Here is a 25,301-nt window from a genome sequence, read left to right as displayed (position 1 = left end):
GATCAACCATAACGTTGGATTAGTGGCTCCTCTGGGAACATGATTCTGTATCTATCGTTCAGATTCACAATCGTATCTGGACACTGTTCCTTGACATGCCACTGAGCCGCGGGTCACACTATGACTTGGCCGCCCGCGCTTCGGCCATAGGGAGTTGGAGATAGGCATGGCACGGAAACCTCCCGACCCGGTTGACAAGAGGGAGCGAGACCTCCTGGGTGAGGTTCGGGGTTACGCCGGCCTCCTGGCATTAGGCTCGCCTCCGCTGGGATCCTTCCTGCCAACAATTAGCGGGTGCCGCCGCCACCCGGACTACTTGACCGTAACGCTGACAGATGGCGCGCAGTTCAGGTTTGTCACGGCGGTCAAAGAATGGAAGTTCGAGGGACTGGGGTCTGTCTTTGTCCTTTCGGACGGGACGTTGGGAAGGACCCACCACACGGACTTAGCAGTTGCCACCAACAATGTCTTCAGCATCACCATAGTGCATGGCGTTGGGGAGGCCATCACTCAACTGGCATGGCTTTGCGACGGCCCGCTCAGGGGTCTCAGATTTCCCCGTATGCTTGTGCAATCGATGGTGGGCTGCACTGTTCACGCCGACAACTTCAAACTCGTGGTCATCAGGTGCTCGGAGGGCCTGAGGCCCTTCCTTCCCCCCTATCGGGATTGGCCAGTCGTGGGAGCAGAGGCGCTCCTGCTGGAAGAGCTTGAGGCGAAGGTGACCGGCGAAATGGCGCGACTGCTGTCTCCCAGCGGCAACCTGGATAGTCTGATGAACATGACCCTCAAAGAGATGGTGCAGGCCAGCCAGGCAAGGGAGACCGGAGCCAGATCCTTCTCGGAACTACGGCATGAGTACGATGACCCTGCTGATGACTGTCATGGACCGATACACAGGTGTCATCCAGAGAGATACGAAGTCATCGAAGCCCGCCGGCCTCTCAGAGGCCAGCTTGTGGGAGAGCGCCTGCCTGGCTTCCTTGTCGCCTTGAATGCCTATCTGAGCGGTTTCCACGACTGGCTTGGTGTTCCTCTGCTTGAGCACCCGGCCCTGGATCGGAGTATAAGGGATGTCTACGAGGGGAGGGACGAAGCTAGTCGCAATGCGTCCAGAGTGAGAGAGATAATCGCGGGCCAACTCGGCTTTGTGCGCCTTCCGCATGGATTCCTGGCAGGCGGAGTTGTTCTTGTAACGAGGAATGCAGGTGTGCTGCTTGCCGGTGAAGAGGTGTGCACGCAGGTCCCTTCTGTTCTGCGGTTGCCGTTGGACGATATGATAGCGAGCAAGATGCTGGCCCTTGCCGACCCCGAGACGAGAAGCACGATTTCCACGTTGGAGCCGAGCCACATGGAGATACTGGAGCAGGTATTTCCACGGGAAGCCACCGTTGCGGCGATAGGTCGCATAGCAGAAGACCTCAGGCATTTGGAGGAGGAGTGATATGAAGGCCAAGAGAACGGTGACGATAGTCACCCTTTGTGCATCGGGACATCGGTCCCGAACTGCGGAGCTGGGGGCCCTTACAGAGGCGGAGATGTTTGGCATGCCCTACTCCGTTGCGGTGAACGGGACTGTCGTGCGCAACTGGGAGGAGTTTCTGTCTGAGTGCCAGCATGCAGAGGACCTCAAGGTGCTTCGTTTTCCTCAGGTAGAGGGTGGGGCATGTTCTCGAGACTGACGGTGCCTGGCAACCCCGGGGCTCGCGGAAGCTGGCTCGGGGAACCGGCCAAGGTCGCCAGACAGACTGTCTTGGCCTGGAGCCTGTAACTCGACATAGGGACTCCTCGTCCTTGACGGTCCATCTGAATCAGGCGGGAAGGAGATGGACGTGCTAGAAGATGTTCTTGAGCCGGGTCTGAGGGTGGTCTTCTGCGGCGTGGCCGCTGGGCCCAGATCGGCATGTGAAGGGGCATACTACGCAGAGCCTCGGAACCAGTTCTGGGACATTCTGCACAAGATTGGCCTCACTCCTCGCCGACTGAAGCCTCATGAGTTTCGCGCTCTTCTCGGATTTGGCGTTGGGCTCACAGACTTGGTGAAGGACAAGGCAGGGAGCGATCGCTCCATCCGCGTTTCGCAGTCTAACATAGATGTCTTACGCCGCAAGATAGACGCAGTCACCCCCAAGGCCCTGGCCTTCAACGGGAAACGAGCTGCGGAAGCGTTCTTTCGCCACCCGGCGCAGTACGGGAAACAGCCCGAATCTGTGGGGCTCACGGCCATGTGGGTGCTCCCTTCAACATCTCCGGCTGCTCGCAGGTGGTGGGGGAACGGGGCCCCTTGGAAGGAACTTGCTGCTACCCTGGGCAGGCGAAGGACTGCTGGACTGGCAGGCTGAAAGGGTGTGTACTATTGCACCATGCGAGGTTGTCCCGAAATCAGAGGTAATCGCAAGATGATGGCACATGAGAATCTTGGAGGTCGGATGTGAACGGTCGGCTGGCTGAGAAGATACAAGAGTTCAGTTCTACCTTTGATGCGGCGAGGCGCGTATGGGATAGGAGGGCTGGCCTCACTATCGACTACCAAGCCCTTGGTTCAAAGCCGTTCGACGCAATGATGTTTTTCACCATGTACGCACACGAACGACCTTTTTCGAACCCCAGGTATCCAGTTGCACATAGGATTGCCATCTTGAAGAGTATCGGGGCTTCTGATACTCGAGACCCTGGTGTCAACGCCAAGTTCGCCAACAAGTACGACGAACCGGGGTTTCCACAGGCGGTGTGGAGTGATTTCAAGAGATTGCTGGGGGTCGCTAATAGGGATGAGGAGACACGAGAGAGGATGGAGAAATACACGAAGGGGCCGGTGTACGCCATCTTGGAGAAGCTGAGAGACGAAGAGGAACCAAACGTTGTCACATTCTTGACATCGATGACCCTGAGGGATGCATACGAGTTTCTGAAAAGAATCGACGGGATAGGCCACAAGATTGCAGCCCTTTTCCTCCGCGATGCTCGCAGCTATTTTGGTGGTTGGCATAATGCAGAGAATAGCGACCTCTGCTGCGTTCAGCCTGTAGACAGATGGGTCAGGGAGTTGGCCAAGAAGTGCTGGAGCAACGTCAACACGAGCCAAGACGCCGAGAAAATAGCTGGAGAGATAGTCAGACATTGCCTCGAGCAGGAAATCGACCCAATAGCCTTCAACAAGGGGGCATGGCTTCTGGGAGCCCATTTCCAGAAGCTGTGTGGCTTCTTCAACATAGAGACTACGATGAGACTATCCGATACGGGGACACTCAATTATGAGGCTATGGACAGGTTTGCACCAAGCGTGCTCAGAAAAGCGATAGAAGCCTTGGGGAAGGCAGAGGATACAGGAGAAGTGTATCCTCTATAGGTACACAGGATTCCCTGCCTTCCTTGCCCCCGCGCGAATCCAGGGAGGGCCTGTCCCAACACGCGACCTGATTCAACCAAACTGACAATGGTCTACTCTTTAAGTGAGGCATGCACGTGGTGGTGATATGATTACAGGAGATGAACCGGAATGGGTGCTCACTAGGGCCCGGGTGTGCCTGCACTTCCTGAGTTTGGGCAGCCGGAACTTGAGAGTATCTGCGGTGTTCTCGCTGACACGCAGGCCGGGCTCACAGGTAGCGAGATAGGCAGCCTCTTGGCGCACTTGGGCATTCCTGACCCAATGCCTGCCATGACCAAGCGACACCGCCTTTTTCAGGCTCTAGCCGAGCTTCAAGAGCAGACTCACTCGGGCAACATCGTGGGCGCATTTGTACAGGAGGCAATGAATCCCGTGCGTTACACCGCCAACCGCCCCGTTTTCGAGTCGCGGCGCGGTGCCCTCAATACCATCCTCGCCTTCTGTGGCTACTCCTTGGGTGAAGACGGGAAATTACGCCAGCGTGCCCAACCAGCCCATACGCTGACGGAAGCCGAAGAAGCTGCCGGGCGCCTTCGCTCAGAGTTGGCCCGGCGAGGAGTACATCTTGGCGTGTTGCGCTTCTGCCAGCCGGAACTACTTCAGGAGAACTACTTTCACGCGGTTTTTGAGGCGACGAAGAGCGTGGCCGACAGAATAAGGGAGATGGCCGAGGTGGACGGAGACGGCTCCGAGCTGGTCGACCGTGCCTTTGGTATTGGGCAGCAAGGGCTGCCGCTTCTGGCATTCAACAGTCTTCGGACTGAGAACGAACGCAGCGAGCACAGCGGCCTGATGCAGCTGATGAAGGGCATGTTTGGAGTCTTTCGCAACGTCACGGCGCACGCCCCAAAGATTAGGTGGCCCATTTCAGAGCAAGACGCCTTGGATCTACTTGTTATTGCGTCGTATCTTCATCGCCGTCTCGACCGCTGCGTCAGGACTTCCCGTCCAACGTAGGAGCGCGGGTGCCTTGAGCATCGGACGGTCGGAGGCCCTCGACGCCTCCACGCAGGCCGTTGCCCTGTCCCGCATAGGCCACAGGGACAATTCTCGCGTTCGTTCGCTCTTTGGAACGGCCAAGGTTGATGAGGGATTGTGCCCATGCCTATGACACCGCGTCCGATTGAAGTATACTGGTGACGCCCTGAGGGAACGAGGGAGAGCAGCGTAGCATGGCATATCGGATATTGCATTTCGCCGATTTGCACTTGGATGCCTCCTTTGCCCGCACTGGCATGTCCCCGAGCGTGGCAAGGCAGCGCCGGGCAGAGTTGCGCGACGCCCTGAAGCGCATTCTCAGCACGGCAGTAGAACTGCGTGTCGACGCTATCACCATCGCGGGAGACCTCTACGAGAACGACAGGGTTAGCCCCGATACGTTGAACTTCCTCAGACAACAGTTTGGGACCCTTGGTGCCCTTCCGGTCGTCATCGCGCCAGGGAACCACGATCCACTGCTGCCGGGCTGTCCCTATCGGCAAGCGGAATGGCCTCCCAATGTGTTCATTTTCCCCTCTCCCGAATTGTCTCCGCACAAGCTGGCTCCTGACATTACTCTCTGGGGCGCAGCGCACGATTCGCCATCCTTTCGAGGGAGGTTGCTCGAACGCTTCAAGGTTCAAGGCGGAGGATTCAATCTCTTGCTCCTCCACGCGTCAGACACAAGCTGCGTGCAGATTGGCAAAGAAGCCCATTGCCCCTTCACGCCAGATCAGATGGCTACCACGGGTGTCAATCTTGCTCTCTTGGGGCATTACCACAGGGCGTCACTATTGCCGGAGGACAAGGCGCTCTACTGCTATCCTGGGAGTCCTGAACCGCTTGGGTTTGACGAGGAAGGCCCGCACTACGTGTTGCTCACAGAGATAGAAGACAGTGGGGCATCCGTCCGATTGATACAGGTCAATGCTGTTGACTATCGGAGGATAGAAGTCGACCTAACCGAAGCTCTCTCAATAGAAGATATTAAGGAAGAGATCCGAAGAATGGGAGGCGAGAGCCAGCTTGGGAAGTCCCTGGTGCGCGTCGTGCTCAAGGGCGCGCTGCATCCCGATGTCGAACTAGACTTGGAGTCGATCCTTCGCGACTGCCACGAGTCATTCCGATTCATGGATGTCGACGATATCACCTACCCTGGCTACGACATTGAGGCTATCAAGCAGGAATCCACAGTTAGAGGGCTCTTCTTGAGGAAGATGCTCAAGCGTTTGGAGCTGTGTGGCACGGAGGAAGAGAAGCGCATCATCGAGCGAGCGCTCCTGTACGGACTGCAAGCCTTGGGCGGAAGGGAAATAGCACCCGTATGAAGATCCGGCGGCTGGAGATAGCGGGGTTCGGCAAGTTGTGTGACCTGGACTTGGGGCTTGCTCCTGCTGTCAATCTCTTCTTTGGTGAGAATGAGGCTGGCAAGTCTACGCTGCAAGAGGCCGTCTTAACGTTGCTCTATGGCTTCTACCAAGGTGATCGGGCAACTAAGGCAGAAAATGAACGACGTGAGATATATCGCCCGTGGCACGCAGCACGCTATGGGGGAACCCTGGAGTATTGCCTGGATGACGGCACGTGCTTTCGTATCGAAAGGGACTTTGGGACTGACGACGTACCAACTAAGGTTATCAACCTCGCTACCGGGCAGAATGTCACAAGCGAATTTGGTGTCGGCCGCCACGGCAATGTTCCGGTTGCCAGGCAGCAGCTTGGAATGTCTCACCCCGTATTCCGATCCAGCGCTTTCATCAGCCAGGGCGCTATTGCAGAACTCGACACGACGGGTGCCCTCGGAGACACAATAGTAGGGCTTGCCGACACAGGCAAACGGGATATCTCGGCAGCACGAGCCATCCAAAGCCTGGACAGCGCCGTCAGGCAGAGGGTGGGTACCGATAGGAGCCGCACGACCCCATTCGCCGTATCCAAGAGGCGGGTGAGCGAGTACGAAGAGGAGTTGAGAAAGTACAGGGAGGCGAAAGAGGCTGTCCAGAACGCAGCCGCCGAGAGAGAAGAGCTTTCCGGGCAGCTCAACGAATGCAAACGAGACCTGCAAAGGGCTAGCTTCTCAGTCATATGCAGAGAGATCGAGAATGTTGAGGATCGCCTTCGAACGATTGGCCAGCTAGACCAGCGTATGGACGAAGCTAAAGCAAAACGGGACGGGCTCAGCAAGTATTCCGATTTTCCATTGGGTCTTCACGAACAGGCGATCAGGGGAAGACAGTCATTGAGCGATGCTGCTGGGCGTGTTTCCGAGCTGCGGAGGGCGCTAGCCGAGAAGGAAACCAGCTTAGCTCAGGTGGGGGCAATCAGCGAACACCAGAAGCTGAGTGGGACCATAGGACAACTGTTGGATACCGAATACCGTGACCTTCAGGATATCCGACAGGAACTGATTCGATTGGCTGAGAGTATTGAGGAAAAGCGACGCCTTCTTGAGAAGCTAGAGACCCGCCGCGCAAGAATGAAGACTTGGGTTCTTGCCCTCGCCATTTTGATTCCGCCTATCGGCATCCCGTTGTTGTTGTGGCAGCGAGCCAGGAGCAAGAGGATTCTCGAGCAGGAGAAGAAAGGCGTTCGGCAAGCTTCTGACAGCTTGCAGACTGAGCAGACTCTTGCCACTACTAGGCTGGAGGCATTGCTCAAGAGGTACGAAGTTGAAAGTCTGGAGGAGCTTGAAAAGAAGAGGCTTCGCTATTTTCAATTGGGCAGTTCTCTTGCGGAGCTAAATTCTCTCAATAAGCAAGTGGGCGAAGGCCAATCCGCGGTGGATGCAGAGCGCGAAAGACTGCTCGGCATCTTCCAGAGGGCACACATTCAAGAGAGAGACTTTGATAAGGCCTCAGCCATGTTTGACGAAGCGTACGAAGGAAAGACTCGCTATGACCATGCGAACGACGACTTCCAGGCAGCCGAAAAAGGAAAGAGCCAAGTGCAGGGAACGGAAAGCCCGCATGAGCTTGCAGGCAGGCACAGGAACTTGCAGCAACAAAAGGATGCTCTTCTGGCCACCAACCCTGAGTTGGCAGGGCTGCGTCTGGACAAGACCTTGGATTCGCTAAGGGGGGAATGCACCAATCTTGGCGATAGGAAGGCGAGTCTGGAACGCGAAATCGCGATAAGAGACGAGAAGGTCAAGGCGGGCTTGTCAGCACACCGAGAAGGTGCAGAGATAGAAGAAGACATCGCCAGATACCAGAGGGAAGTTGGAAGGCTTCTGCTACTTCGGCGATCTCTGGAAGCTGCAATAACAGCGATCGAGGATGCTGCTGGCGAACTTCACCGCGATTTTGCACCAAGACTGGCCGAGGCGGTCGGCGCGCAAGTGGCTGCTTTGACGGGCGGCCGCTATTCCACTGTGTATGTGGACCCGGCCGAGTTCAATGTCGCCGTAAAGGAGCCAGAGACAGGGCAGATAATAACCGCCGATAAACTCAGCTTTGGCACAACAGAACAGATGTATTTCTTCCTGAGGATAGAACTGGCTAGGCTGATGAGCAATCTACACGAAAGGGTGCCCCTATTCTTGGATGACCCCTTCGTGAACTTTGACCAGCCTCGGCTGACAAGAGCTTTGGATTTCCTCGCACGCCTCTCAAAGGAAACCCAGATATTCTTGCTTTCTAAGGACCCTGACATCATGAGGTGGTTCAGCGGCTCCCTAGCTGGGCATTCTACCTGCAGGGCGTTCATCATGGCGGCAGATGGTTCAGTCACCGCGCCCGGCAAGAGGCGGTTGGGCCACAAGGAAGGGACTTGAGAAGTGGAGTCAAGAGGCCGGTTTCCTCTCAAGATTCAAGTACATGGGGGGGCCAAGTTCGGCGGCACACCTCCTCCCGTTGCGCTGAGACCGAGACGCTTTCACCTTCCCTCTGAAGTCACTTTCGTACCTGAGTGCCAATGGGATTATGTCCTGGCCGAGTGGGATGACGGGCCATTGCCTTTACAGCCGTGACATGTTGTGGCAAGCTTGATCTCGAACAAGTTCATAGGGGAGGGAACATGAGTTACACAGCTGAAATCAGCCGCGCGAATCCTTCGTGCTTCCTCTTTTTGGTCGACCAGTCTGGGTCAATGGCCGACCCATTCGGGGTCGGTGAGTCAGGTAAGCGGAAGGCGGATGGCGTCGCGGTCGTCATCAATCACCTTCTGCAGAACCTCGTCATCAAGTGTGCCAAAGCTGAAGGGGTCCGAGATTATTACTGGGTCGGAGTGATAGGCTACGGGGCACGCATCGGTCCTGCTTTTGCTGGCGCCTTATCTGGGAAAGAATTGGTCCCCGTAAGCGAGATAGCCAGTTCGCCAGCGCGGGTCGAGGAACGAACAAAGAAGGTTGAGGATGGAGCGGGTGGCCTCGTAGACCAGAAGGTGAGGTTCCCGGTATGGTTTGACGCCGTTGCCAATGGGGCCACTCCGATGTGCCAGGCACTAACGCGTGCGCATTCGATCACTGAAGGATGGCTGAATCAGCATCCAGACTGCTTCCCCCCTATACTCCTCAACATCACCGACGGCGAAGCGACCGACGGCGACCCTTCAATCCCTGCCGGGTCCTTGAGGGCGCTTTCCAGTACAGACGGCAATGCTCTGCTGTTCAACTTGCACATTTCGTCACAAAAGGCGGCTCCCATTGAGTTTCCGGACGCCGAGGAAGGACTACCAGACCAGCATGCTCGTCTGCTGTTTGGAATGTCGAGCAACTTGCCGGAATACATGCGCACCTTTGCGAAGCAGGAAGGGTTCCGAACCTCCGAGGACACGCGAGGTTTCGTTTTCAACGCCGATATGGTTGCAGTGATCAGATTCCTGGATATTGGGACGAGGGCCCGCGAACTGCGGTGATGCCCTAGGGCCAAGCGTGCACGTCTTTCTCTCGGCATTCTGGCTGCCAAAGGCAGGCAATTCAAAGAACGAGTACGAGGATGCGTTCTACCCTGAGAAGGGTGGGGAACGACGTGGGAATATGCTGCGCTTCGCGGTGGCTGATGGCGCGAGCGAAGCACTACTGAGTGGGGAATGGGCTCGTATTCTTGTCCGGGCGTTTTGCAGAGAAGCCGAAACAGACTCCTGTTTCTTGGGACGGTCCACCCGCAGCTGGGACAAGTGGAAAGGAACCTATCTCAGTGTTAGACAGAGGCAGGGGAGACCGATTCAATGGTTCGAGGAGCCCGGACTGCAAGCTGGCGCCTTCTCCACACTCCTTGGCCTCGTGCTGATGGATTCCGAAGAGGAATCGCACGGACGATGGACAGCAGTCGCCGTTGGGGACTCCTGCGTGTTCCAAGTTCGAGGTGAAGCCCTCATAGGGAAATTCCCGATGGATCATTCCACTCAGTTCGACATCCAGCCCTTTCTTCTATCCAGCGGTCCCGCCGGGAACCGTCGATTCCCCGAAGTCCTGAGAAGAAGCCAAGGGGATTGGCACCGAGATGACAGATTTTACCTAATGACTGACGCTCTGGCTTGCTGGTTTCTGAGGACATATGAGGCAGGGGACAATCCCTGGGCAATTCCGCGGGATCTCGACACTCGCGACGCGCCGCTATCTTTCACAGAATGGATGGGGGAGCTGCGGGGAAAGAAACAGCTGCGCAATGACGATATTACCCTGATTCGTATTGACATCATGTAGGGTATCCATAAGAGATGAGGCTGCCAACTATGACCGACTACCAGGAGGCTATTCAGACGCCTCGTGTGTGTCTTGCCGACGCGGAGCTAAGAGAAGGTGCGCCAGAGTTAGATAGGTTTGGAATTCCAAAGGCCATTTCGGGGAACTTTGCTGTTGTGTTCCCTCTAACAGGCAGCCACAGGAAATGGGCAGTCAGATGTTTCTGCATATATCACCCTGACCAAGAACAGCGCTACGCAGCAATCAGCAAGTACCTGCAACGGAATCCCATGCCTTGCACAGTGGACTTCGAGTTCCTCAAACAGGGTATCAAGATTAAGGGTCAATCCTATCCTCTATTGAAGATGGAGTGGGTGAACGGGGAGACATTGAGCGCCTACGTGGAAAGAAACCTCGCGGATCCACGCGGCTTGTGGGCCCTCGCGGAGAGGTTCGTGCGTTTGGCTTGCCACCTTAGACGCTTAAACATTGCTCACGGTGACTTGCAGCATGGAAACATTCTTATCGTCAATGGAGAGATTCGCCTAATCGACTACGACGGAATGTTCGTGCCCGGCCTGGAAGGGATGCCAAGCAACGAGCTTGGCCACTCAAACTACCAAAGCCCGAGACGAACGAGAAGCGATTTCGGTCCGCATCTGGACAACTTCTCGACTTGGGTGATCTATGTGTCGCTCCTGGGTCTGAGCATCGACCCCAGCTTGTGGGACCGCCTTGGCGCGGGAGAGGAAAGGCTACTCTTCCGCCGTGAAGACTTTGAGGATCCGTCGTCCTCCGAGGCGCTGTACGCCCTGAAGCAATCTGACGATGAGACCCTCCATCGGCTGGCCCGCCAATTTCAGTCCTTCATCCAGAGAGACCTACCCGACATCCCTCCACTCAACGTCAGCGAAATCCCGCCGTTCCCTGCTCAACGAGTCACTCCACCTTCGGAGGTAGCAATGAGCACGGAGATCAGCGAACCAAAGGCTCCTGTCTGGATTCAGGACCATCTGTCACCTGTCCCGCTGGTGCGCATACGCGGTCCTTTCGCACGGCAGCGCCTGCTTCTTGCCTGCTTTGTGTCAGTGGCGCCTCTACTTGCATTTGCTGTGGCTTTTGGACTGCTGGCACTGACGATCGCAGCATTAGCTGTCGCCGCGGGGCTCGCCCTGCTGTTGACTGTATTCGCACTGCAATTTCGGGATTTGCCCGAACTGCAGCAGAAGCAAGCTCTGCTGCTGAGACTTCAGGGCACGGAGGCTGATATGAACGATGTGAGGCGGGCCATTGAGCGCCTCAAGATGGAACTCCAAGAACTGACCCTAGACGAAGGCAAGGAGGTGACCACCTCCAAAGCTAGACAGGCTGAGTCGGCGAAGAGTGAAAGGGAGGAGCTTGAAGCTGTTGACCTGAACCTGCAGCAGGCTCTCGCCAGTGTGAACCAGCGCCGACACGCTCTCGTGCGGTCCCAGACGACTGAGCTAGCCCGGACGCTGCGCAGTCTTCAGAACCAGCACGTCAGCAGCCGTCTTGCCCAGTATTACCTTTCCAGTGCGGCGATCACTGGCATCGGAGCGACAATGAAGAAGCGCCTTTCTTCCGCAGGAGTCAGAAGCGCCGCAGACATCGCGAATGTTCGCGTTACTCAGACGGGGTGGGGCCGGTATTGGCAGCAGGTTGCCTACATCGAAGTGCCAGGGCGAGGGAACGTGCACGTGGAGGGCATTGGCCCAAAGAAGGCGGCACTTCTGTTGGCGTGGCGTAGGCATATAGACTCTCAACTGCGAAGCAGTATCCCCAACTCTTTGCCTCACGCACAGCAGTCTGCAATTGAGTCACGGTATGAACGTGACCGTGTTGCACTGGATCAGGAAGAGGTCGTTGTCAGGGAGGGTGAGGAGCAAAAGAAGGACAGCGTTCGGCAGAAGTCCAGCCAAGAGCGCGCCGCTCTGGTTAGGCGGTTACAGTGCGCCAGAGAGCAGTTGGCAAAGAAACGCCGGCCACTTGAGCGCCAGATAGGCGAAATGAGAAGGCAGATACCTGAAAAGGAATGGGCTGTGGCAAATACGCAACGCGAACTTCTCGCCTTTCGACGAGTGAACTTTGTAGAGTACCTGAAGGGGATCTTGCTTTCCGGTCGATGAGGGGCGGACAAGGGGTCCAGCAAGAATAGTTGCCGGATACTGCGGACTCTGCTGGAGTTATTGGGCGGCGTTTCCCCGGCGGTCGGCACAGTGAGAGGGTCCCCGAAATCTGGACAGGTAGTTTAGAGCGGGTTCTGTTGGAAACCCGCGCGCGCAACGATTGGACATTTGGTTCAATGGTGGCCGCTGATACAGACATTGTTGTGCCCTTTCCAAATCCGCGGGCTGGTCTAGTGATACAGACGACAGCCATTGTCTAATCTTCAGGCTCGGCCAAGTCCACATACTTATCACCAAAGAACGGGTCTATGCTGACTCGATGCGGGTTAGACAATCCCCTTTTGCCCTTATATACCCGAAAAGTATGCTTAGACCCATTAGCCAGTTCTAGTTTCTCAAAGTCATCGGTTGGCCTACGAACAGCAAGGGCTTGAGCTTTAGCAACCCCCGGATGCAGCCCCGCTATCTCTTCACCAACCTGTTGCAGTCTACTGCTCAACTGTGGTATTAGACTCAGACCGCCGTGCCCATGTGTGGTTAGCTTTGTCTTGATCTCATTCAGACCTTCAGCAAGATCTTCAATCAGCCCTTGAACTCCGTCAATCTTAGACTGGTGAACCTCGAAGTTCTTGTTGAAGGCATCACAACGGTTATCAACAACACCAGCAAGGCTGTTTTGAGCTTCCTTCAACTTGTGACTCAATTCGCCTACCGTCAGCCTATCGGCCTTCGCCAGTTCTACGTCTCCACTCAGTTTGCTGACTATGTCACTGAGCTTACCGACGGCATCCCCGAGCTTAGTCACCTGCTCAGCAATATTAGTTAGTCTGTCAGTGAGTGGCTCAGTATCACTCAGTGAGAAACCTGAGTCTGCCTCACGTAGTCCAGTAACTCGTTCGAGCTGCTGGAGTCTGTCCTCCAGTAAACTCACTTGCTGCTCAGTAGCTAGTCGAGCAACTGGCTGCTGAGTACTACCGGCAGTTCCATGAACGAAGGTTCTATGACCTCTCAGTCCCTGCGCAGTCCTGACTTGTTTGCCACAAAGTCCGCACGTAACCATTTCAATCTCCTCCTCATCGTATTTCTTACTTCTTTTCTTTAACCGGAGACTAGCCTTGGCCTCCGGCTATTTCGTTATTATCCTCACTCCTTATTCATCCAGCCCTCCTTGTTAAGAAAGAGAAGGCACCAGCCTATCTATGGGCTTGGCGCTTCAAATATCCTACTAGCGCTGCCGCTACCTCCGGTCGGTGCCCCCTGTTGTCAAGGGTATGGCTAATTTGTCTTGCCCTCTCGCCAAGGGCAATCAGGCGGTCGAGTAATTCGGGTAGTATGGTGGCGGCGTTAGATTCGCCAAAATAATCAACTAGAAAGTTGTTCACCTGCGTCATTTTCGCTCCATAGACGCTCATACCACCGTCGGTGCTCCTGACCGCTCACCTTCCGATACCTGGCGGTAGTGTTGAAGTTGGCATGTCCTAGATGCTCCTGAAGAAGCCTGAGCCCGTCGCCGGAATCATCAAGCTTCACCGCATGAACTGCAAAGGCGTCCCTGAGGCGGTGGGGGCTCACGCCAACAACCCGGCCCGTCCCCGGGTTGGCCAGAGGAGGCAGCCCTGCCCTATGGGCAGCCTCCCTCACCACCCGCCAGGCCTGTCCACGCCCGATGCCGAAGATGAGCAGCCTTCCGCCCTTTATGACGGGGCCGTCCCGCCTGACGTAGTCCCGGAGCATTTCAAGGGTTTCCATATCGACGGGCAGGGCCCTCATGCGGCGTTGCTCGTGCTGGCTATGCTGGGCTTCCTGCACGCCAGTAGCGCACTTCGGGCAGAAAATATGGGTTCTGCCCAGCCTGGCTCCACATCTCGGGCAAGAGAGCCGCATCCGAGCTTTGAGGTGCTCTATGGTGACAGTGCCCCGGACGAAGTCCACATCCTGCACCTTGAGGGCGAGGGCCTCCGACACCCGGCATCCCAGGCGGAACAGGAGGCGGATGAGGAGCCGGTCCCTCAGATTGCAGGCAGCGGCTGTCAGCTTCTCAACCTCTTCCGGGTCCAGATAAGCCTTGGGCTGTGGGATGGGATCCCCAACATTCACCGGGGCATGCCCTCCAGGCGGGGGTTAGCGAGGGCTACCGCAAATCTGAGGGGGAAGACGTGATTGTGTTCAGCATCGCAAGGGGTGATTTGTGGGCCTTGCCCCTGATAGCTCCCAGCCCGGGATTTTCCCGGCCCCCTCTCGGAGCCTCCCTTCCAGGGCTGAAGGGCCTTCCTCCTCCAGGACCGCCAGGGGCAGAAGGCGGGCCAGTTCCACCATGGGCCCCTGGTTTCGGGAGTAGCCCAGGGCCTCCATCACCCCCTCATAGAGGGCCTGGCCGGGGCCTCGGGCTTCGGCCATCCCCAGCAACCTCTGCCCCTTGGCCCGAAAGCGCTCTTCCCCCATGCGCACCAGGACAGGAGGGGGGGCATTCCGGGGGCAGGGGAGGGGGTCCTCCCCCGCCGGGGGGCGCAGGACCAGGGAAGGGATAGGGCCGGGGGCATCATCCACCATAACCACGTGGAGGACCACATTATCATAGTGGGGGTCCCGGTGGTGGCCGTGGGCCCGCCAGTCCCGGGAGGAGAGGTGCACCTCCACATCTCCCCGCACCATGCCCTTCTCCCCCAGGAGGGCGGCCCCGATGAAGTCCGGCCCCCCGCCTCCGTTGGCCCTCCCCGGGTAGAGCACCCTCACCTTCCCCCGGCTGGTGAGCACCTCCCTCCCCCTCAGCCCCCTCCAGCGCCTGGCCAGCTCCTTCTCAGTCATGGTCTAGGGGTCCGGCGGCCTCATACTTGAAGCCCGCCCTCTCGGCAATGATGTTCAGGAGGGTGCAGGAGGTGCCCCGGGGCACGTATACCCCTCTTTCCCACTCCGAGATGGTCTGCTGGCGGGTCCCCATCTCCTGGGCCATCGCCCCCTGGGTGAGCCCCAGGTGCTGCCTCAGCTCCCGGACCTTCTTCGCCGTCCAGGGCCTTTTCATGGCCCTATTTTACACGGAACCGTTTAAGATTTCAAGGCCCTAGACCTTGAGGTAGCCGTGGGCGTAGAGGAACCGGTTCTCCAGCATCTGGACGGTGCGGAGAATATCCCGGGTCTGGGGGTCCTTGGGGTCAAAGCCCGAGGGGTCAAAGCTCTCCCCCCGGCAGTAGGCATCGTAGATGGCAAGATGAAGCCGGCCTCTGAGGGTGCTGGTGTCCCTGGCCTCCACCACCCTGATGGCCTCCATGGTCTCGGCATCCAGGGTGTCCATGATGGCGGAGTCCAGCCCGGCCCCCATCATCATCAGGAGGAAGACCCGGTTGATGAGGGGGCGCAGCTCGTTGGGGGCGCCGTTGGAAATATTGGAGAGACCGCAGACGGTCTTGGGGGGAGGGTCGGCCATCTGCTTGAAAAAGCGCACCGCCTCAATGGTGGCCTGGGCCTGGTCCTGGTTCCCGTTCACGGCGAGGACCAGAGGGTCCAGGTAGAGGTCCTCCATAGGAAGGCCGTATCTCTCGCAGGCAGGGAAGATGCACTCCGAGGCCAGCTGAATCCGGGCATCGGCGGTGGTGGGCAGGCCGGTGGCGGCCAGGGTGAGGGCGATAATGCCGGCATTGTATTTGGCGGCCAGGGGCATCAGGGCCTCTATCCTCTGAGGGGTGGCATCGGTGCTGTTGATGAGGGCCTTCCTCTTCACCCCCTTCAGCCCCGCCTCGATGGCGGCGGCATTGGTGGTATCCAGAGACAGCCGGACATCGGTCACCTCCTGGATAATCTCCACCATCCAGGCCATGACCTCGGGGCCGGCCTTCTTCTGGGGGCCGATGTTCAGGTCCAGTATCTGGGCCCCGCCCGCCACCTGTTTCAGGGCCAGCTCCTGGAGAAAGGTCTCCTCCCTCCCCTCAATGGCCACCCGCACCCTGGGCGAGATGACATGGATGCTTTCACCGATAGCTATCATTTTCCCTCCCTATCTATGTCCATCCTCCCTTATGGGACAGGTATGGTTCAGCAGGAGAAGCCGGTTATGGAGCGGCCCTTTCTGGTTCAGCTCCAGGACGGACACGCTCCCCGCCTCTACCCGTAGGCGGCGGAAGTGGCCCGGGGGCAGGCCCAGGGCCCTCACCAGGATGGAGGTGATGACAAAGGCGTGGCCCACCACCACCACCGTCTCACCAGGGTGGCGGCGCCGGAGCCTGGCTATTGCCCCCCAGGCCCGCCGGGCAACCTGCTCCACCGATTCCCCCCCCGGCCAGGTGATGGGGCCGTCGCCCTCCCGCCACTCCTTCCAGAAAGGGGCAAAGTCCTCCTTGAGCCTGTCAACGGGGAGCCCTTCCGCCTGGCCCGCATCTATCTCCCGGAGGGAGGAGAGGGGACGCACCTCAAGCCCATGGGGACGGGCGATGGCCCGGGCGGTAGCCAGGGCCCGCTTCAGGGGGCTGGAATAGACCGCCTGGATATTCTCCCCGGCCAGGGCCACGGCCAGCCTTTCCACCTGGGCCAGGCCCCTTTCCCCAAGCCCGATATCGCTCCTTCCCCCCTGGACCCGGCGCGCCTCGTTCCAGGGGGTCTCCCCATGCCGGACCAGGATGAGCCTCATATTACAGCCCGAGCTCCAGGCCCAGGCGCTCCACGGCCAGGGGCTTCAGGCCCAGGGCCAGGGCCACCTGCTCCGGACGGCCGCTGGCCTGGGGGGAACAGACCAGCTTCATCTCAAGGAAATAGCCCTGGGGGTCCCAGCCCCCCGCCTCAAGCACCAGCACCAGGGCCCGGAGGTCATAGTGCCTTATCTCTTTGTCCCTGCGGTGCTGCCAGGGGAGGCTCTCCTTCTGCAGGAAAGCCCGGATGGCCTCTTCTACCTCCCCCTGCCCCCTGTCCCCCGCTACCTCCACCCGGTATTGGGCAGAGCGGACCTGGGAGGGGAGGGAGGGGGCACTCAAGGGCACCGGCTCCATCCCCAGGACCTTTATCCCCGGGGGCAGGGCCCGTTCCAGGGCGGGAGCCAGGAGCTTCTGAGGCCTCTTGAGATAGACCTCCAGGACCTCCCCCCGGCTGGTGAACCCCAGGGGGAGGGGGGCTACCATAGAGAGATGGGGGTGGGGGCTGAAGCCCTGGGAATAGGCCAGGGCCACCCCTGCCCGTCTCAGGCCCCGCTCCCACAGGCGCACCAGGTCCAGGTGGGAAAGGTATTTCAGCTCCTCCCCCCGGGAGAACCTTATCCTCCAGCGCAGCATCTATTCCTTAGTGATAAGGAGCTTCTCTATCCTGAGCCCCTTTACCTGGACAACCAGTACCTTCCAGCCGTTGTACTTGAACTGCTCCCCCTCCCGGGGGACATGGCCCAGCCGGCTAAGGGCAAACCCCGCCAGGGTCTCATAGTCCCCCGGGGGGATGCTCAGGCCCAGCTGCTGGTTGACCTCCTCAATCCGCAGGCTGGCATCCACCTCAAAGGCGTTCTCGCCAATGGTCTCAACCTCTTTTTCCTCCAGGGCCAGCTCGTCCTTCATCTCCCCCACAATCTCCTCCACCAGACGGCCCAGGGTGGCAATGCCGGCAATGCCCCCGTATTCATCCACCACCGCCACCATAGGAACCCCCGAGGCCTGCATCTCCGTGAAGAGCCTCCCCAGGGGCTTGGTCAAGGGGACAAAGGGGATGGGCCGGACAAGGCTATCTATGGTCTGGGGCAGGTTCCCCTGGGCCTGGCCCATGAGGACATCTTTAATGGTAACCAGGCCCACGATATTGTCCAGGGAGCCCTCATACACCAGGAAGCGGGAGTATGGATACTGGGCATAGGTCTCAAACAGCTTATCCAGCGGGCTTCCCTTCTCCAAGGCGATAATATCGGGGCGGGGGGTCATCACTTCTCTAACCGGCCGGTCCCCGAACTCAAAGACCTTGTGGAGCATCTGGGCCTCGGCCTTCTCCACCGTCCCCTCCCTCTCCCCCAACGAGATGATGGAGCGTATCTCCTCCTCGCTGGTCAGGTATTTCAGGGGCTTGCCGCCAGTAACCTGGGCCCCAACCCAGCTGATGGCGGTGACCAGCGGGGAGAGCCAGCCCTCCAGGAGCCTCACCAGCCCCACCGTAAAGAGGGCCACCCCCTCGGCATGGCGCACGGCGAAGGTCTTGGGGATGGCATCAGCCAGGAGGAGGACGGCGATGGCCATCACCACCGTGGCCACCACCACCCCCCAGCTGGGCCCCAAAAGGGACATCGCCAGGGCCGCCCCCAGGACCCCGGCTGCGGTATTGGCCAGGTCGTTGCCGAAGAGGACCGTGGCCAGGAATCGCTCCGGGTGCCGCATCACCTCCTCCACCTGGGCCGCCCGCAGGGAGCCCTGCTGGGCCCGGTAGCTGACGCGGCTCCTCGGCAGGGAAAGGAAGGCGGCTTCCACCAGGGAGAAAAAGGCCGATAGCCCGATGCACACAACCAAGAGAAACAAGAAGAAGTTATTCCACATCCAGGTCATAATAGCATTGGCCGTTTCCCACTGTCAAAGGAAGGTGATAGAATGACATTGTGAAGGTCTTAGGTATAGAGACCTCCTGCGATGAAACGGCGGCGGCGGCGGTGGAAGGCGGAAAGCATATCCTTTCCAGCATCGTGGCCTCCCAGGTAGATCTCCACGCCCGCTATGGCGGCATTGTCCCCGAGGTGGCCTCCCGCCAGCATATCCTCACCATCCTGCCCGTGCTGGAGAGGGCACTGGGGGAGGCGGGGGTGGGGCTTGAGGGGGTGGAGGCCATCGCCGTCACCAGCGGGCCGGGCCTGCCCGGCTCCCTTCTGGTGGGGATGAGCCTGGCCAAGGCCCTGGCCCTGGCCAGAAAGCTCCCCCTGGTGGGGGTGAACCACCTGGAGGCCCATCTCTACTCCCTCTGGCTTGCCGGGAACCCACCACCCCTCCCTGCCCTGGCCCTCCTGGTCTCCGGGGGCCATACCGAGCTGGTCCTGATGAGGGACCATGGAGACATCCAGCCCCTGGGCAGGACCCGGGACGATGCCGCCGGAGAGGCCCTGGACAAGGCGGCCAGGCTCCTGGGCCTGGGCTACCCGGGAGGCCCGGCCATAGAAAAGGCGGCCCGGCAAGGGGAGGCCCGTTTCCCTCTTCCCCGGGCCTGGATTAAGGGGAGCTATGACTTCAGCTTCTCCGGCCTCAAAGCTGCCTTAAGGCGAATGTTGGAGGGGATGGACGGCCCCCTCCCCGTCCCCGACCTGGCCGCCAGCTTCCAGCAGGCGGTGGTGGACATGCTGGTGGTGAAGACCCTGGAAACCGCCCGCTCCCTGCCGGTGAAAGCGGTCCTGGTAGCAGGGGGGGTGGCGGCCAACACTCTCCTGCGAGAGATCTTCCTGGCCCGCTCCCCCCTCCCCGTCCTCATCCCCCCGCTCAGTCTCTGCACCGATAATGCCGCCATGGTGGCCGCCTGCGGCTACTTCCGGCTGGGCCGCGGGGAACGGGCCCCCAGGGACCTGGATATCGCCCCCTCCCTCCCCTGGGGGTAGCTATGGACCTGCAAGACAGGGTCCTGGCCTTTACAAAAAGGCACGGCCTCTTCTCCCCGGGGGAGCAGGTCCTGGTGGGGGTCTCCGGTGGGCCCGATTCCCTCTGCCTTCTCTATCTTCTGGCCGGGCTGAGAGAAGAGCTGGGCCTCCGCCTCCATGCCGCCCATCTGGACCACGGCCTTCGCCCCCAGGGCCGCCAGGAGGCCTGCCTGGTGGAAGAGCACTGCCGGGGCCTGGACATCCCCCTCACCGTGGGCCGTCGGGATGTGCGGGCCTACCGGCAAAGAAAACGCCTCTCCCTGGAGGAGGCCGCCCGGGAGGTCCGATACGATTTCTTCCTCCGCACCGCCCGGAGGGCGGGGGCAGGGGCGGTGGCGGTGGGGCATACCTCCGACGACCAGGTGGAAACGGTCCTGCTCCATATCCTGCGGGGGGCGGGCCTGCGGGGCCTGCGGGGCATGGTCCCCACCAGTTCCTGGAAGGGGCTCAAGGTGGTCAGACCCCTCCTGGATGTCCCCCGCAAGGAGACGGAGGCCTACTGCGTCTCTTTAGGCCTGAAACCCGTGGCCGACCCCTCCAACATCTCCCCGGAGCTTTCCCGCAGCCGGCTGAGGGGGCTCCTCCCGGTCTTTGAGGGCTTCAATCCCAGTTTTCGCCAGACCCTCCTCCGCCTCTCCCGGGCCGTGGCCCTGGACCTGGCCTATCTGGAGGAGGAGACCTCCAGGGCCTGGGCGCGGGCGGTGCGGGAGAGGGACGGCTTCTATCTGGACCTGGAGGCCTTCCGGGGCCTTCCCCCCGCCCTCCAGCACCGGGTGCTGCTGCGGGCCCTGGAGGCGCTCCTGGGCCAGGGGGCCCAGGCCGTCCATCTGGAAGGGATGCTCTCCACCCTCCCCCGGCCAGGGAAGGTCCTCCACCTGCCCCGGGGCCTCACCTTTTCCGTGGGCTACGGGGAGGCGAGGTTGGGCCCCGGCCCCGCCCCCTGCCCTCTTCCCCCCCTGGAGGGGGAGCACCCCCTGGCTATCCCCGGGACAACCCGCATCTCCCGCTGGCGGGTAGAGGCCGAGCTCCTCCCCGCACCCCCTGTCCCGGGGGAGGAGCCCTTCAGCGCCTTCCTGGACGCCGCTGTCGCCGGGCAAAAGCTAATAGTCCGGGCAAGAGAGCCGGGGGACCGGTTTATGCCCCTGGGGATGGATATGGAAAAGAGCCTGCAGGACTTCTTCGTGGACGAGAAGGTGCCACGGGCCTGGCGGGAGCGGGTGCCCCTGGTGGTCTCCCACGGCCACATCCTCTGGGTGATGGGCTACCGAGTGGACCAGAGGGCACGGCTCACCCCCACCACCCGCCAGGTCCTCCACCTCAGGTTTCGCCTGGACTAGCCCCCGAAAAGGCCCGCCTCTGTGACCTTGGTCGCAGAAAAGGCCCCCCCTCGGACCTAAAATTGCCCGTGGAGGTGCAAGACGATGGAAATGACAAAAATTGAGGTTACCAGTACTCTCATGGAGGAGCACCGGCTTATTGAACGCCTGTTGCGGGTGCTGGAATCGGCCGCAGGGAAGTTGGAGAGGAGTGAGGAGGTCTCCCCTGCCCTCTTTGCCCGGGCCCTGGACTTCATCCGCAACTTCGCCGACCGCTGCCACCACGGCAAGGAGGAGGACTGCCTCTTCCACGCCCTGGAGGCCCACGGCCTCCCGCGCCACGCGGGGCCTGTAGCGGTGATGCTCTCTGAGCATGAGCAAGGGAGGGAGTATGTCCGGCGCATGACCAAGGCCCTGGATGCTTGGGGAAAGGGAGACTGGGTGGCGGCTGGTGAACTGGCCAAGAACGCTCGGGGCTATGCTGCTCTCCTCGCCAGCCACATCCCCAAGGAGGACAACATTCTCTACCCCATGGGGGAGAACATCCTCCCGGAAGGGGTCAAGAAGGGGCTCCTGGAGGCCTATGAAGGGGTGGAAAAGCGCCTGGGGGAGGACAAGCACCACGAATATACCCATCTTATAGAGGAGCTGGAGAAGGAGCTAAAAGGCTAGCTCCCCGGAGTCTCAGGGGTTCAGGGGTAGCCCGAGGGCGGCCCGGTTCCTCTTCTCCGGGTGCTGGAGCTTGTCTTGGACGCAGGCGGCCAGTTTCTCCAGAATCCAGCGGTAATATTCTTCGGGGAGATTTTCCCTCTTTATCTCCGGCACCTCGTTGAAAGCGTCAATAAGCCAGGGCTGGCCCTCCCTGTCCAGGCACCATTCCAGCACATTGATATCCAGGTCCAGGGCCCGGTTCAGCTCCGTGGTCAGGAGAGTCAGCTTGTCCCTGAGGCCCTCTATGGGCGTGGGGTCGGTGAGGAGGTATTCGCCTGCCCCAAGGGGCCGGGGGACCCACTGCATGAAAAGCACCTCCTTCTGGTCAATGCAGAAGACCCGGTAATAGACACTATAGGAGATGAGCTGCTGGGCAATGAAGATGTGGTTCTGGGAACCATAGAGGTCCCTCATCTCTTCCGGGCTGTTGACCACGAAGACATCTGTCCATCCGTAGCCGTCAAAGGGCTTGAGGACGCAGGGGAAGCCCACCTCCCGGGCGACCCTCTCCCAGACAGGCTCCCGGACCATCGCCGGGAATTGCTCCTTCACCTTCAGGTCGGGCAGGACCAGGGTGCGGGGGACGGGGATTCCCAGATGGGCCGAAAGGCGGATGTCCATCAGCTTGTTGGTGGCCGAGGCGGTGAAGGGGTTGTTGATGACATAGCAGCCATCCAGGGCCAACCCCTTCATCATCTCCTTCAGGTAGGGATTGCTGTAGCTGGCCCGGTCTATGACCACCCGGTAGGGGGGAGAGGGGACCACCACCTCCTCCCCAAAGCTGAGGAACTCCGCCTCCACCCCCATATGGGCTATCAGGTCCCGAATAAACGGGTCCTCGCGGTCCTCCAGGATGCCTAGCTTCAGACTTTCCATTCCTCTACCACAATATGCAACGAACCAAATAGTTCTCAGACATTTCCTGAAATGAGTTTCGCCTAGATAATCCTTTTCAGCCTGGGGTTGGGGGTGATGCCGGGGATGCGCCCCCTCTTGGCGATGGGCCGGCCATCCACCTCGTGGAGGTCGGCGGTGAAGTCAATGGGGGGGGCCGAAGAGATATGGCTCCCCACCCCGAAGGCGGTTACCGGGGCCCCCTGGGCGATGAACTGGCGGATGCGCTCGGGGTCCAGGCCCCCGCTCACCACTATCCCCACTTGGGGGAAGCCCGCCTGGTCCAGGCGGGCCCGGGTCTCCTTCACCAGGTCCGGGGTCACCCGCCCCCTCTCCGTGGGGGTATCCAGCCTCACCCCCTGAAGGCGCTTGCCCAGGGCCTGGGCCACCCTCAGGCTCTCCTCGGGCTCATCCTTGAAGGTGTCAACCAGGGAGATGCGGGGCACCTCGGGGGGCATATACCGGTCAAAGGCCAGGGTGGCCTCCACCGTATCGCCGAAGCAGATGATGAGGGCATGGGGCATGGTGCCCATAGCTGGCCGGCCCATGAGCTTGCCCCCTAGGACCGAGGAGCCACCGGCACAGCCCCCCACCTGGGAGGCGTAGTCCAGCTGCCCGGCCACCAGGGGGTGGACATGGCGGGCACCAAAGCCGATGACCGGGATGCCCTGGGCTGCCTCCACCACCTCCCGGGCAGCGGTGGCCCAGGCGGAGCAGTGGGCCAGGATGCCCAGATAGGCCGTCTCATAGACGGCGTAGCTCTGGTAGGGGGCCTTGATGCGCAGGACCACCTCTTTTCTTTCCATCCTCTCCCCCTCCCCCAGCCCCCACACCTCCGCCTTGGGGGGGAGGACCTTCTGGAGCAGGGCCTTCACCTCATCCATGCCGCAGAGCGTGCCCCCCCGGGATGGGAAGACCTCCATGGTGGCCACCGGGTTCAGGCCCGCCTTCTTCAGCACCTCCAGGGTGCGGACAAAATAGATATCCGCCGTCTCGCCGGAAAGGACGCTGGGGTGGATTTCAAACTCAGGCATGCTCACCCCCTTGTCAGATTTGCCCCCAGGACCTTCTCCATGTGGTCCAGGGCAAAGCGGTGGTTTTCCTCATCAAAGCTGGCCACGCAGTCCACCGGGACCTCCACCGGGTAGTCCCGGTTGCGGGCATCGGCCACCGTGTGCATCACACAGATATCAGTGCAGACACCGACCACAATGATTTTCTCCGGCTTCAGCTCCTTGAGCCTCTGTTCCAGGGGGGTGCCGTAGAAGCCGGAAAAGCGCTTCTTGGGCATCACCTCCCCCGGGTAGCGGGCCAGCTCCGTGATTATCTCCGCCTCCTCTGTCCCGGCCACGCAGTGCCGGGGGAACATCTTGAACTCCAGGTCATGGGGGTCGTGGTTGTCGGCCAGGAAAATGACCCTGGAGCCCTGCTTCAGCTCCCTTTCCAGGAGGCGCTGGATGCAGGGGATGACCCGCCGGGCATCCTTCCCGCAGCAGAGGGGATAGCCCTCCTCTATGAAGCCCCGCAGCATATCCACCACTATGACCACATTGGGCACGGCTAGGACTCCTTCCCGGGGGAGAGATGTTCCCGCAGCAGGCGGGCCACCTCCAGGGGGTCGGAGGAGACGACGCTGGAGGCATATAGTTCCATGGCGCCGATATCGGAGGTGGTGGTGCGGGGGTCCCCCCGGTCCACCACCCGGGCCAGGACGGGGAAGTCCTCCCACCCCCCCTCCTTCTCCAGGGGCGGGGTGGCCACCCCCAGGTTGAAGGCGGTGACATTCATCCTGTCCCGCAGGCAGGCCAGGACATCGTAGAGGGCATCCTTGAAGGCGGGGCCCAGGTCTGCCCCCAGGAGCATCACCTCCTTGTCCTTGATGGGGGCGAGGTAGGAGAAGACCCTCACCCCGCCCCTTTCTATGCCACAGCCCACGGCGCAGTGGGCCCGGTAGAGGTCATCAAAGTAGCTGGAGCCGTACTGGGCCTTATAGGCCAGGGCGGCCCGCCTCAGGCCCTCAATCTTCCCGTAGTGGCAGTCCCGGCCCAGCATCACCTGGGCATGGCCATGGGCCAGGGTGGCCCCGGCCTTCCACAGGCAGTTCCACATGAAGAAGAAATACCTGGCCTGAGGGTCATACCGGTGGGCCTTCTGGGCCCAGGCCCAGGCGGTATCAATGTAATCACGGAGGGCCTCCCGGGTGAAGGCCAGGGGGTTGTGGTTATTGAAAATGACGATGGCATGGAGGGCATCGTATTTGGCCACATTGCTGGCGGTGATGGAGAATTTCCCCTTAACCCTTCCGAAGAGGTCCTCCGGCGTGTGCTTCGTAGGGTTGTCCAAGGGGTCATCCTTGCCCGTATCTATGATTAGGCTCTCCACATTCATCCGCGTCTTGAGGTCGATGGGGCGGGAGGCCCTGAGGCGGTTGAAGAGGGTCGCTTCAAAGGTGACTAGGTTGGCTATCTTCACTATCTCCTGGCAGGTGATGGCCTCCAGGGAGCCGAACTGTTTCTCCAGCCAGGGGTGCATCTCCTTGGGATGGTCCAGGCAGCCGGTGGCCTTGCTTATCCGAAAGATACGGCTGAAGACCTCCTGCTCCTCCCCGGGGGAGCAGGTGAGGACCAGGTCCACATCGGTGATGCGGGGCTGGACTTTCACCTGGACCACCCCCCGC

The 25,301-nt window shown here is 60.1% G+C and carries 25 protein-coding genes; 13 read left to right on the top strand and 12 right to left on the bottom strand.

From position 1 onward, the window contains the following. Window positions 1-166: 166 nt before the first annotated feature. The 10 genes from KJ624_04740 (at window position 167) to KJ624_04695 (ending at window position 12,139) form a co-directional block, all read left to right on the top strand. On the top strand, window positions 167-1,444 hold the full coding sequence (locus KJ624_04740; GenBank protein MBU2009134.1) for a hypothetical protein: 1,278 nt from the start codon (window positions 167-169) through the stop codon (window positions 1,442-1,444). Window position 1,445: 1 nt separating this feature from the next. Then, complete coding sequence (locus KJ624_04735) at window positions 1,446-1,682, top strand: hypothetical protein (protein MBU2009133.1); 237 nt, start codon at window positions 1,446-1,448, stop codon at window positions 1,680-1,682. A 144-nt stretch (window positions 1,683-1,826) separates the two neighbouring features. Beyond that, window positions 1,827-2,342 (top strand): mismatch-specific DNA-glycosylase, encoded by a 516-nt coding sequence (locus tag KJ624_04730; GenBank protein MBU2009132.1) that lies wholly within the window; start codon window positions 1,827-1,829, stop codon window positions 2,340-2,342. Window positions 2,343-2,431: 89 nt separating this feature from the next. Further along, window positions 2,432-3,349, top strand: a complete 918-nt coding sequence (locus KJ624_04725; GenBank protein MBU2009131.1) for a hypothetical protein — start codon at window positions 2,432-2,434, stop codon at window positions 3,347-3,349. Between the two features lie 174 nt (window positions 3,350-3,523). Continuing rightward, window positions 3,524-4,348, top strand: coding sequence for a TIGR02391 family protein (locus KJ624_04720; protein MBU2009130.1), 825 nt, complete (start codon window positions 3,524-3,526; stop codon window positions 4,346-4,348). Between the two features lie 215 nt (window positions 4,349-4,563). After that, window positions 4,564-5,697 carry a metallophosphoesterase family protein gene (locus KJ624_04715; GenBank protein ID MBU2009129.1) on the top strand — a complete coding sequence of 378 codons (1,134 nt, stop codon included), beginning with the start codon at window positions 4,564-4,566 and terminating at the stop codon, window positions 5,695-5,697. Beyond that, window positions 5,694-8,141 (top strand): AAA family ATPase, encoded by a 2,448-nt coding sequence (locus KJ624_04710; protein ID MBU2009128.1) that lies wholly within the window; start codon window positions 5,694-5,696, stop codon window positions 8,139-8,141. Before KJ624_04715 ends, KJ624_04710 begins: the two co-directional genes overlap by 4 nt. Window positions 8,142-8,383: 242 nt before the next feature. Then, a complete protein-coding gene (locus KJ624_04705) occupies window positions 8,384-9,223 on the top strand; it encodes a VWA domain-containing protein (GenBank protein MBU2009127.1) in 840 nt (279 codons plus the stop codon). Window positions 9,224-9,239: 16 nt separating this feature from the next. Then, window positions 9,240-10,013, top strand: coding sequence for a protein phosphatase 2C domain-containing protein (locus KJ624_04700; GenBank protein ID MBU2009126.1), 774 nt, complete (start codon window positions 9,240-9,242; stop codon window positions 10,011-10,013). A 29-nt stretch (window positions 10,014-10,042) separates the two neighbouring features. After that, on the top strand, window positions 10,043-12,139 hold the full coding sequence (locus KJ624_04695; protein ID MBU2009125.1) for a hypothetical protein: 2,097 nt from the start codon (window positions 10,043-10,045) through the stop codon (window positions 12,137-12,139). Between the two features lie 256 nt (window positions 12,140-12,395). Here KJ624_04695 and KJ624_04690 read toward each other — a convergent pair whose 3' ends face one another. The 8 genes from KJ624_04690 to KJ624_04655 form a co-directional block, all read right to left on the bottom strand. Further along, window positions 12,396-12,944 (bottom strand): hypothetical protein, encoded by a 549-nt coding sequence (locus tag KJ624_04690; protein ID MBU2009124.1) that lies wholly within the window; start codon window positions 12,942-12,944, stop codon window positions 12,396-12,398. 557 nt (window positions 12,945-13,501) lie between these two features. Then, complete coding sequence (locus KJ624_04685; protein MBU2009123.1) at window positions 13,502-14,218, bottom strand: tyrosine-type recombinase/integrase; 717 nt, start codon at window positions 14,216-14,218, stop codon at window positions 13,502-13,504. A gap of 87 nt (window positions 14,219-14,305) precedes the next feature. Next, entirely contained in the window at window positions 14,306-14,944 is a 639-nt protein-coding gene (locus tag KJ624_04680) for a DUF2851 family protein (GenBank protein MBU2009122.1), read from the bottom strand. Beyond that, window positions 14,937-15,158, bottom strand: coding sequence for a helix-turn-helix domain-containing protein (locus KJ624_04675; GenBank protein ID MBU2009121.1), 222 nt, complete (start codon window positions 15,156-15,158; stop codon window positions 14,937-14,939). Before KJ624_04675 ends, KJ624_04680 begins: the two co-directional genes overlap by 8 nt. 39 nt (window positions 15,159-15,197) lie before the next feature. Beyond that, complete coding sequence (locus tag KJ624_04670) at window positions 15,198-16,118, bottom strand: dihydropteroate synthase (GenBank protein MBU2009120.1); 921 nt, start codon at window positions 16,116-16,118, stop codon at window positions 15,198-15,200. Window positions 16,119-16,127: 9 nt separating this feature from the next. Then, complete coding sequence (locus KJ624_04665; GenBank protein ID MBU2009119.1) at window positions 16,128-16,757, bottom strand: histidine phosphatase family protein; 630 nt, start codon at window positions 16,755-16,757, stop codon at window positions 16,128-16,130. A gap of 1 nt (window position 16,758) precedes the next feature. Then, window positions 16,759-17,391, bottom strand: a complete 633-nt coding sequence (locus tag KJ624_04660) for a TIGR03936 family radical SAM-associated protein (GenBank protein ID MBU2009118.1) — start codon at window positions 17,389-17,391, stop codon at window positions 16,759-16,761. After that, complete coding sequence (locus KJ624_04655; GenBank protein MBU2009117.1) at window positions 17,392-18,606, bottom strand: hemolysin family protein; 1,215 nt, start codon at window positions 18,604-18,606, stop codon at window positions 17,392-17,394. It abuts the gene before it with no gap. Between the two features lie 77 nt (window positions 18,607-18,683). Here KJ624_04655 and tsaD point away from each other — a divergent pair, with 77 nt between their 5' ends. The 3 genes from tsaD (at window position 18,684) to KJ624_04640 (ending at window position 21,691) form a co-directional block, all read left to right on the top strand. Then, entirely contained in the window at window positions 18,684-19,664 is a 981-nt protein-coding gene (gene tsaD, locus KJ624_04650) for a tRNA (adenosine(37)-N6)-threonylcarbamoyltransferase complex transferase subunit TsaD (protein ID MBU2009116.1), read from the top strand. Window positions 19,665-19,666: 2 nt separating this feature from the next. Continuing rightward, entirely contained in the window at window positions 19,667-21,040 is a 1,374-nt protein-coding gene (tilS, locus tag KJ624_04645; protein ID MBU2009115.1) for a tRNA lysidine(34) synthetase TilS, read from the top strand. Window positions 21,041-21,139: 99 nt separating this feature from the next. Next, entirely contained in the window at window positions 21,140-21,691 is a 552-nt protein-coding gene (locus tag KJ624_04640; protein MBU2009114.1) for a hemerythrin domain-containing protein, read from the top strand. A 12-nt stretch (window positions 21,692-21,703) separates the two neighbouring features. Here KJ624_04640 and KJ624_04635 read toward each other — a convergent pair whose 3' ends face one another. From KJ624_04635 to KJ624_04620, 4 genes are all read right to left on the bottom strand, one after another. Further along, the gene (locus tag KJ624_04635) at window positions 21,704-22,606 is read right to left on the bottom strand and encodes a hypothetical protein (protein MBU2009113.1); all 903 of its coding nucleotides are present in this window, start codon (window positions 22,604-22,606) and stop codon (window positions 21,704-21,706) included. A 62-nt stretch (window positions 22,607-22,668) separates the two neighbouring features. After that, window positions 22,669-23,658, bottom strand: coding sequence for a nicotinate phosphoribosyltransferase (locus tag KJ624_04630; protein MBU2009112.1), 990 nt, complete (start codon window positions 23,656-23,658; stop codon window positions 22,669-22,671). A gap of 2 nt (window positions 23,659-23,660) precedes the next feature. Continuing rightward, window positions 23,661-24,182: a cysteine hydrolase gene (locus KJ624_04625; GenBank protein ID MBU2009111.1), complete on the bottom strand. Its 522-nt coding sequence runs from the start codon at window positions 24,180-24,182 to the stop codon at window positions 23,661-23,663. A gap of 2 nt (window positions 24,183-24,184) precedes the next feature. Continuing rightward, the gene (locus tag KJ624_04620) at window positions 24,185-25,294 is read right to left on the bottom strand and encodes a hypothetical protein (protein ID MBU2009110.1); all 1,110 of its coding nucleotides are present in this window, start codon (window positions 25,292-25,294) and stop codon (window positions 24,185-24,187) included. Between the last annotated feature and the right edge of the window lie 7 nt (window positions 25,295-25,301).

It is taken from the genome of Chloroflexota bacterium, assembly GCA_018825785.1.
Classification (GTDB): domain Bacteria; phylum Chloroflexota; class Dehalococcoidia; order JACVQG01; family JAHKAY01; genus JAHKAY01.
Note: the sequence above shows the minus strand (reverse complement) of the source record. Positions and strands in the feature narration are given on the sequence as shown.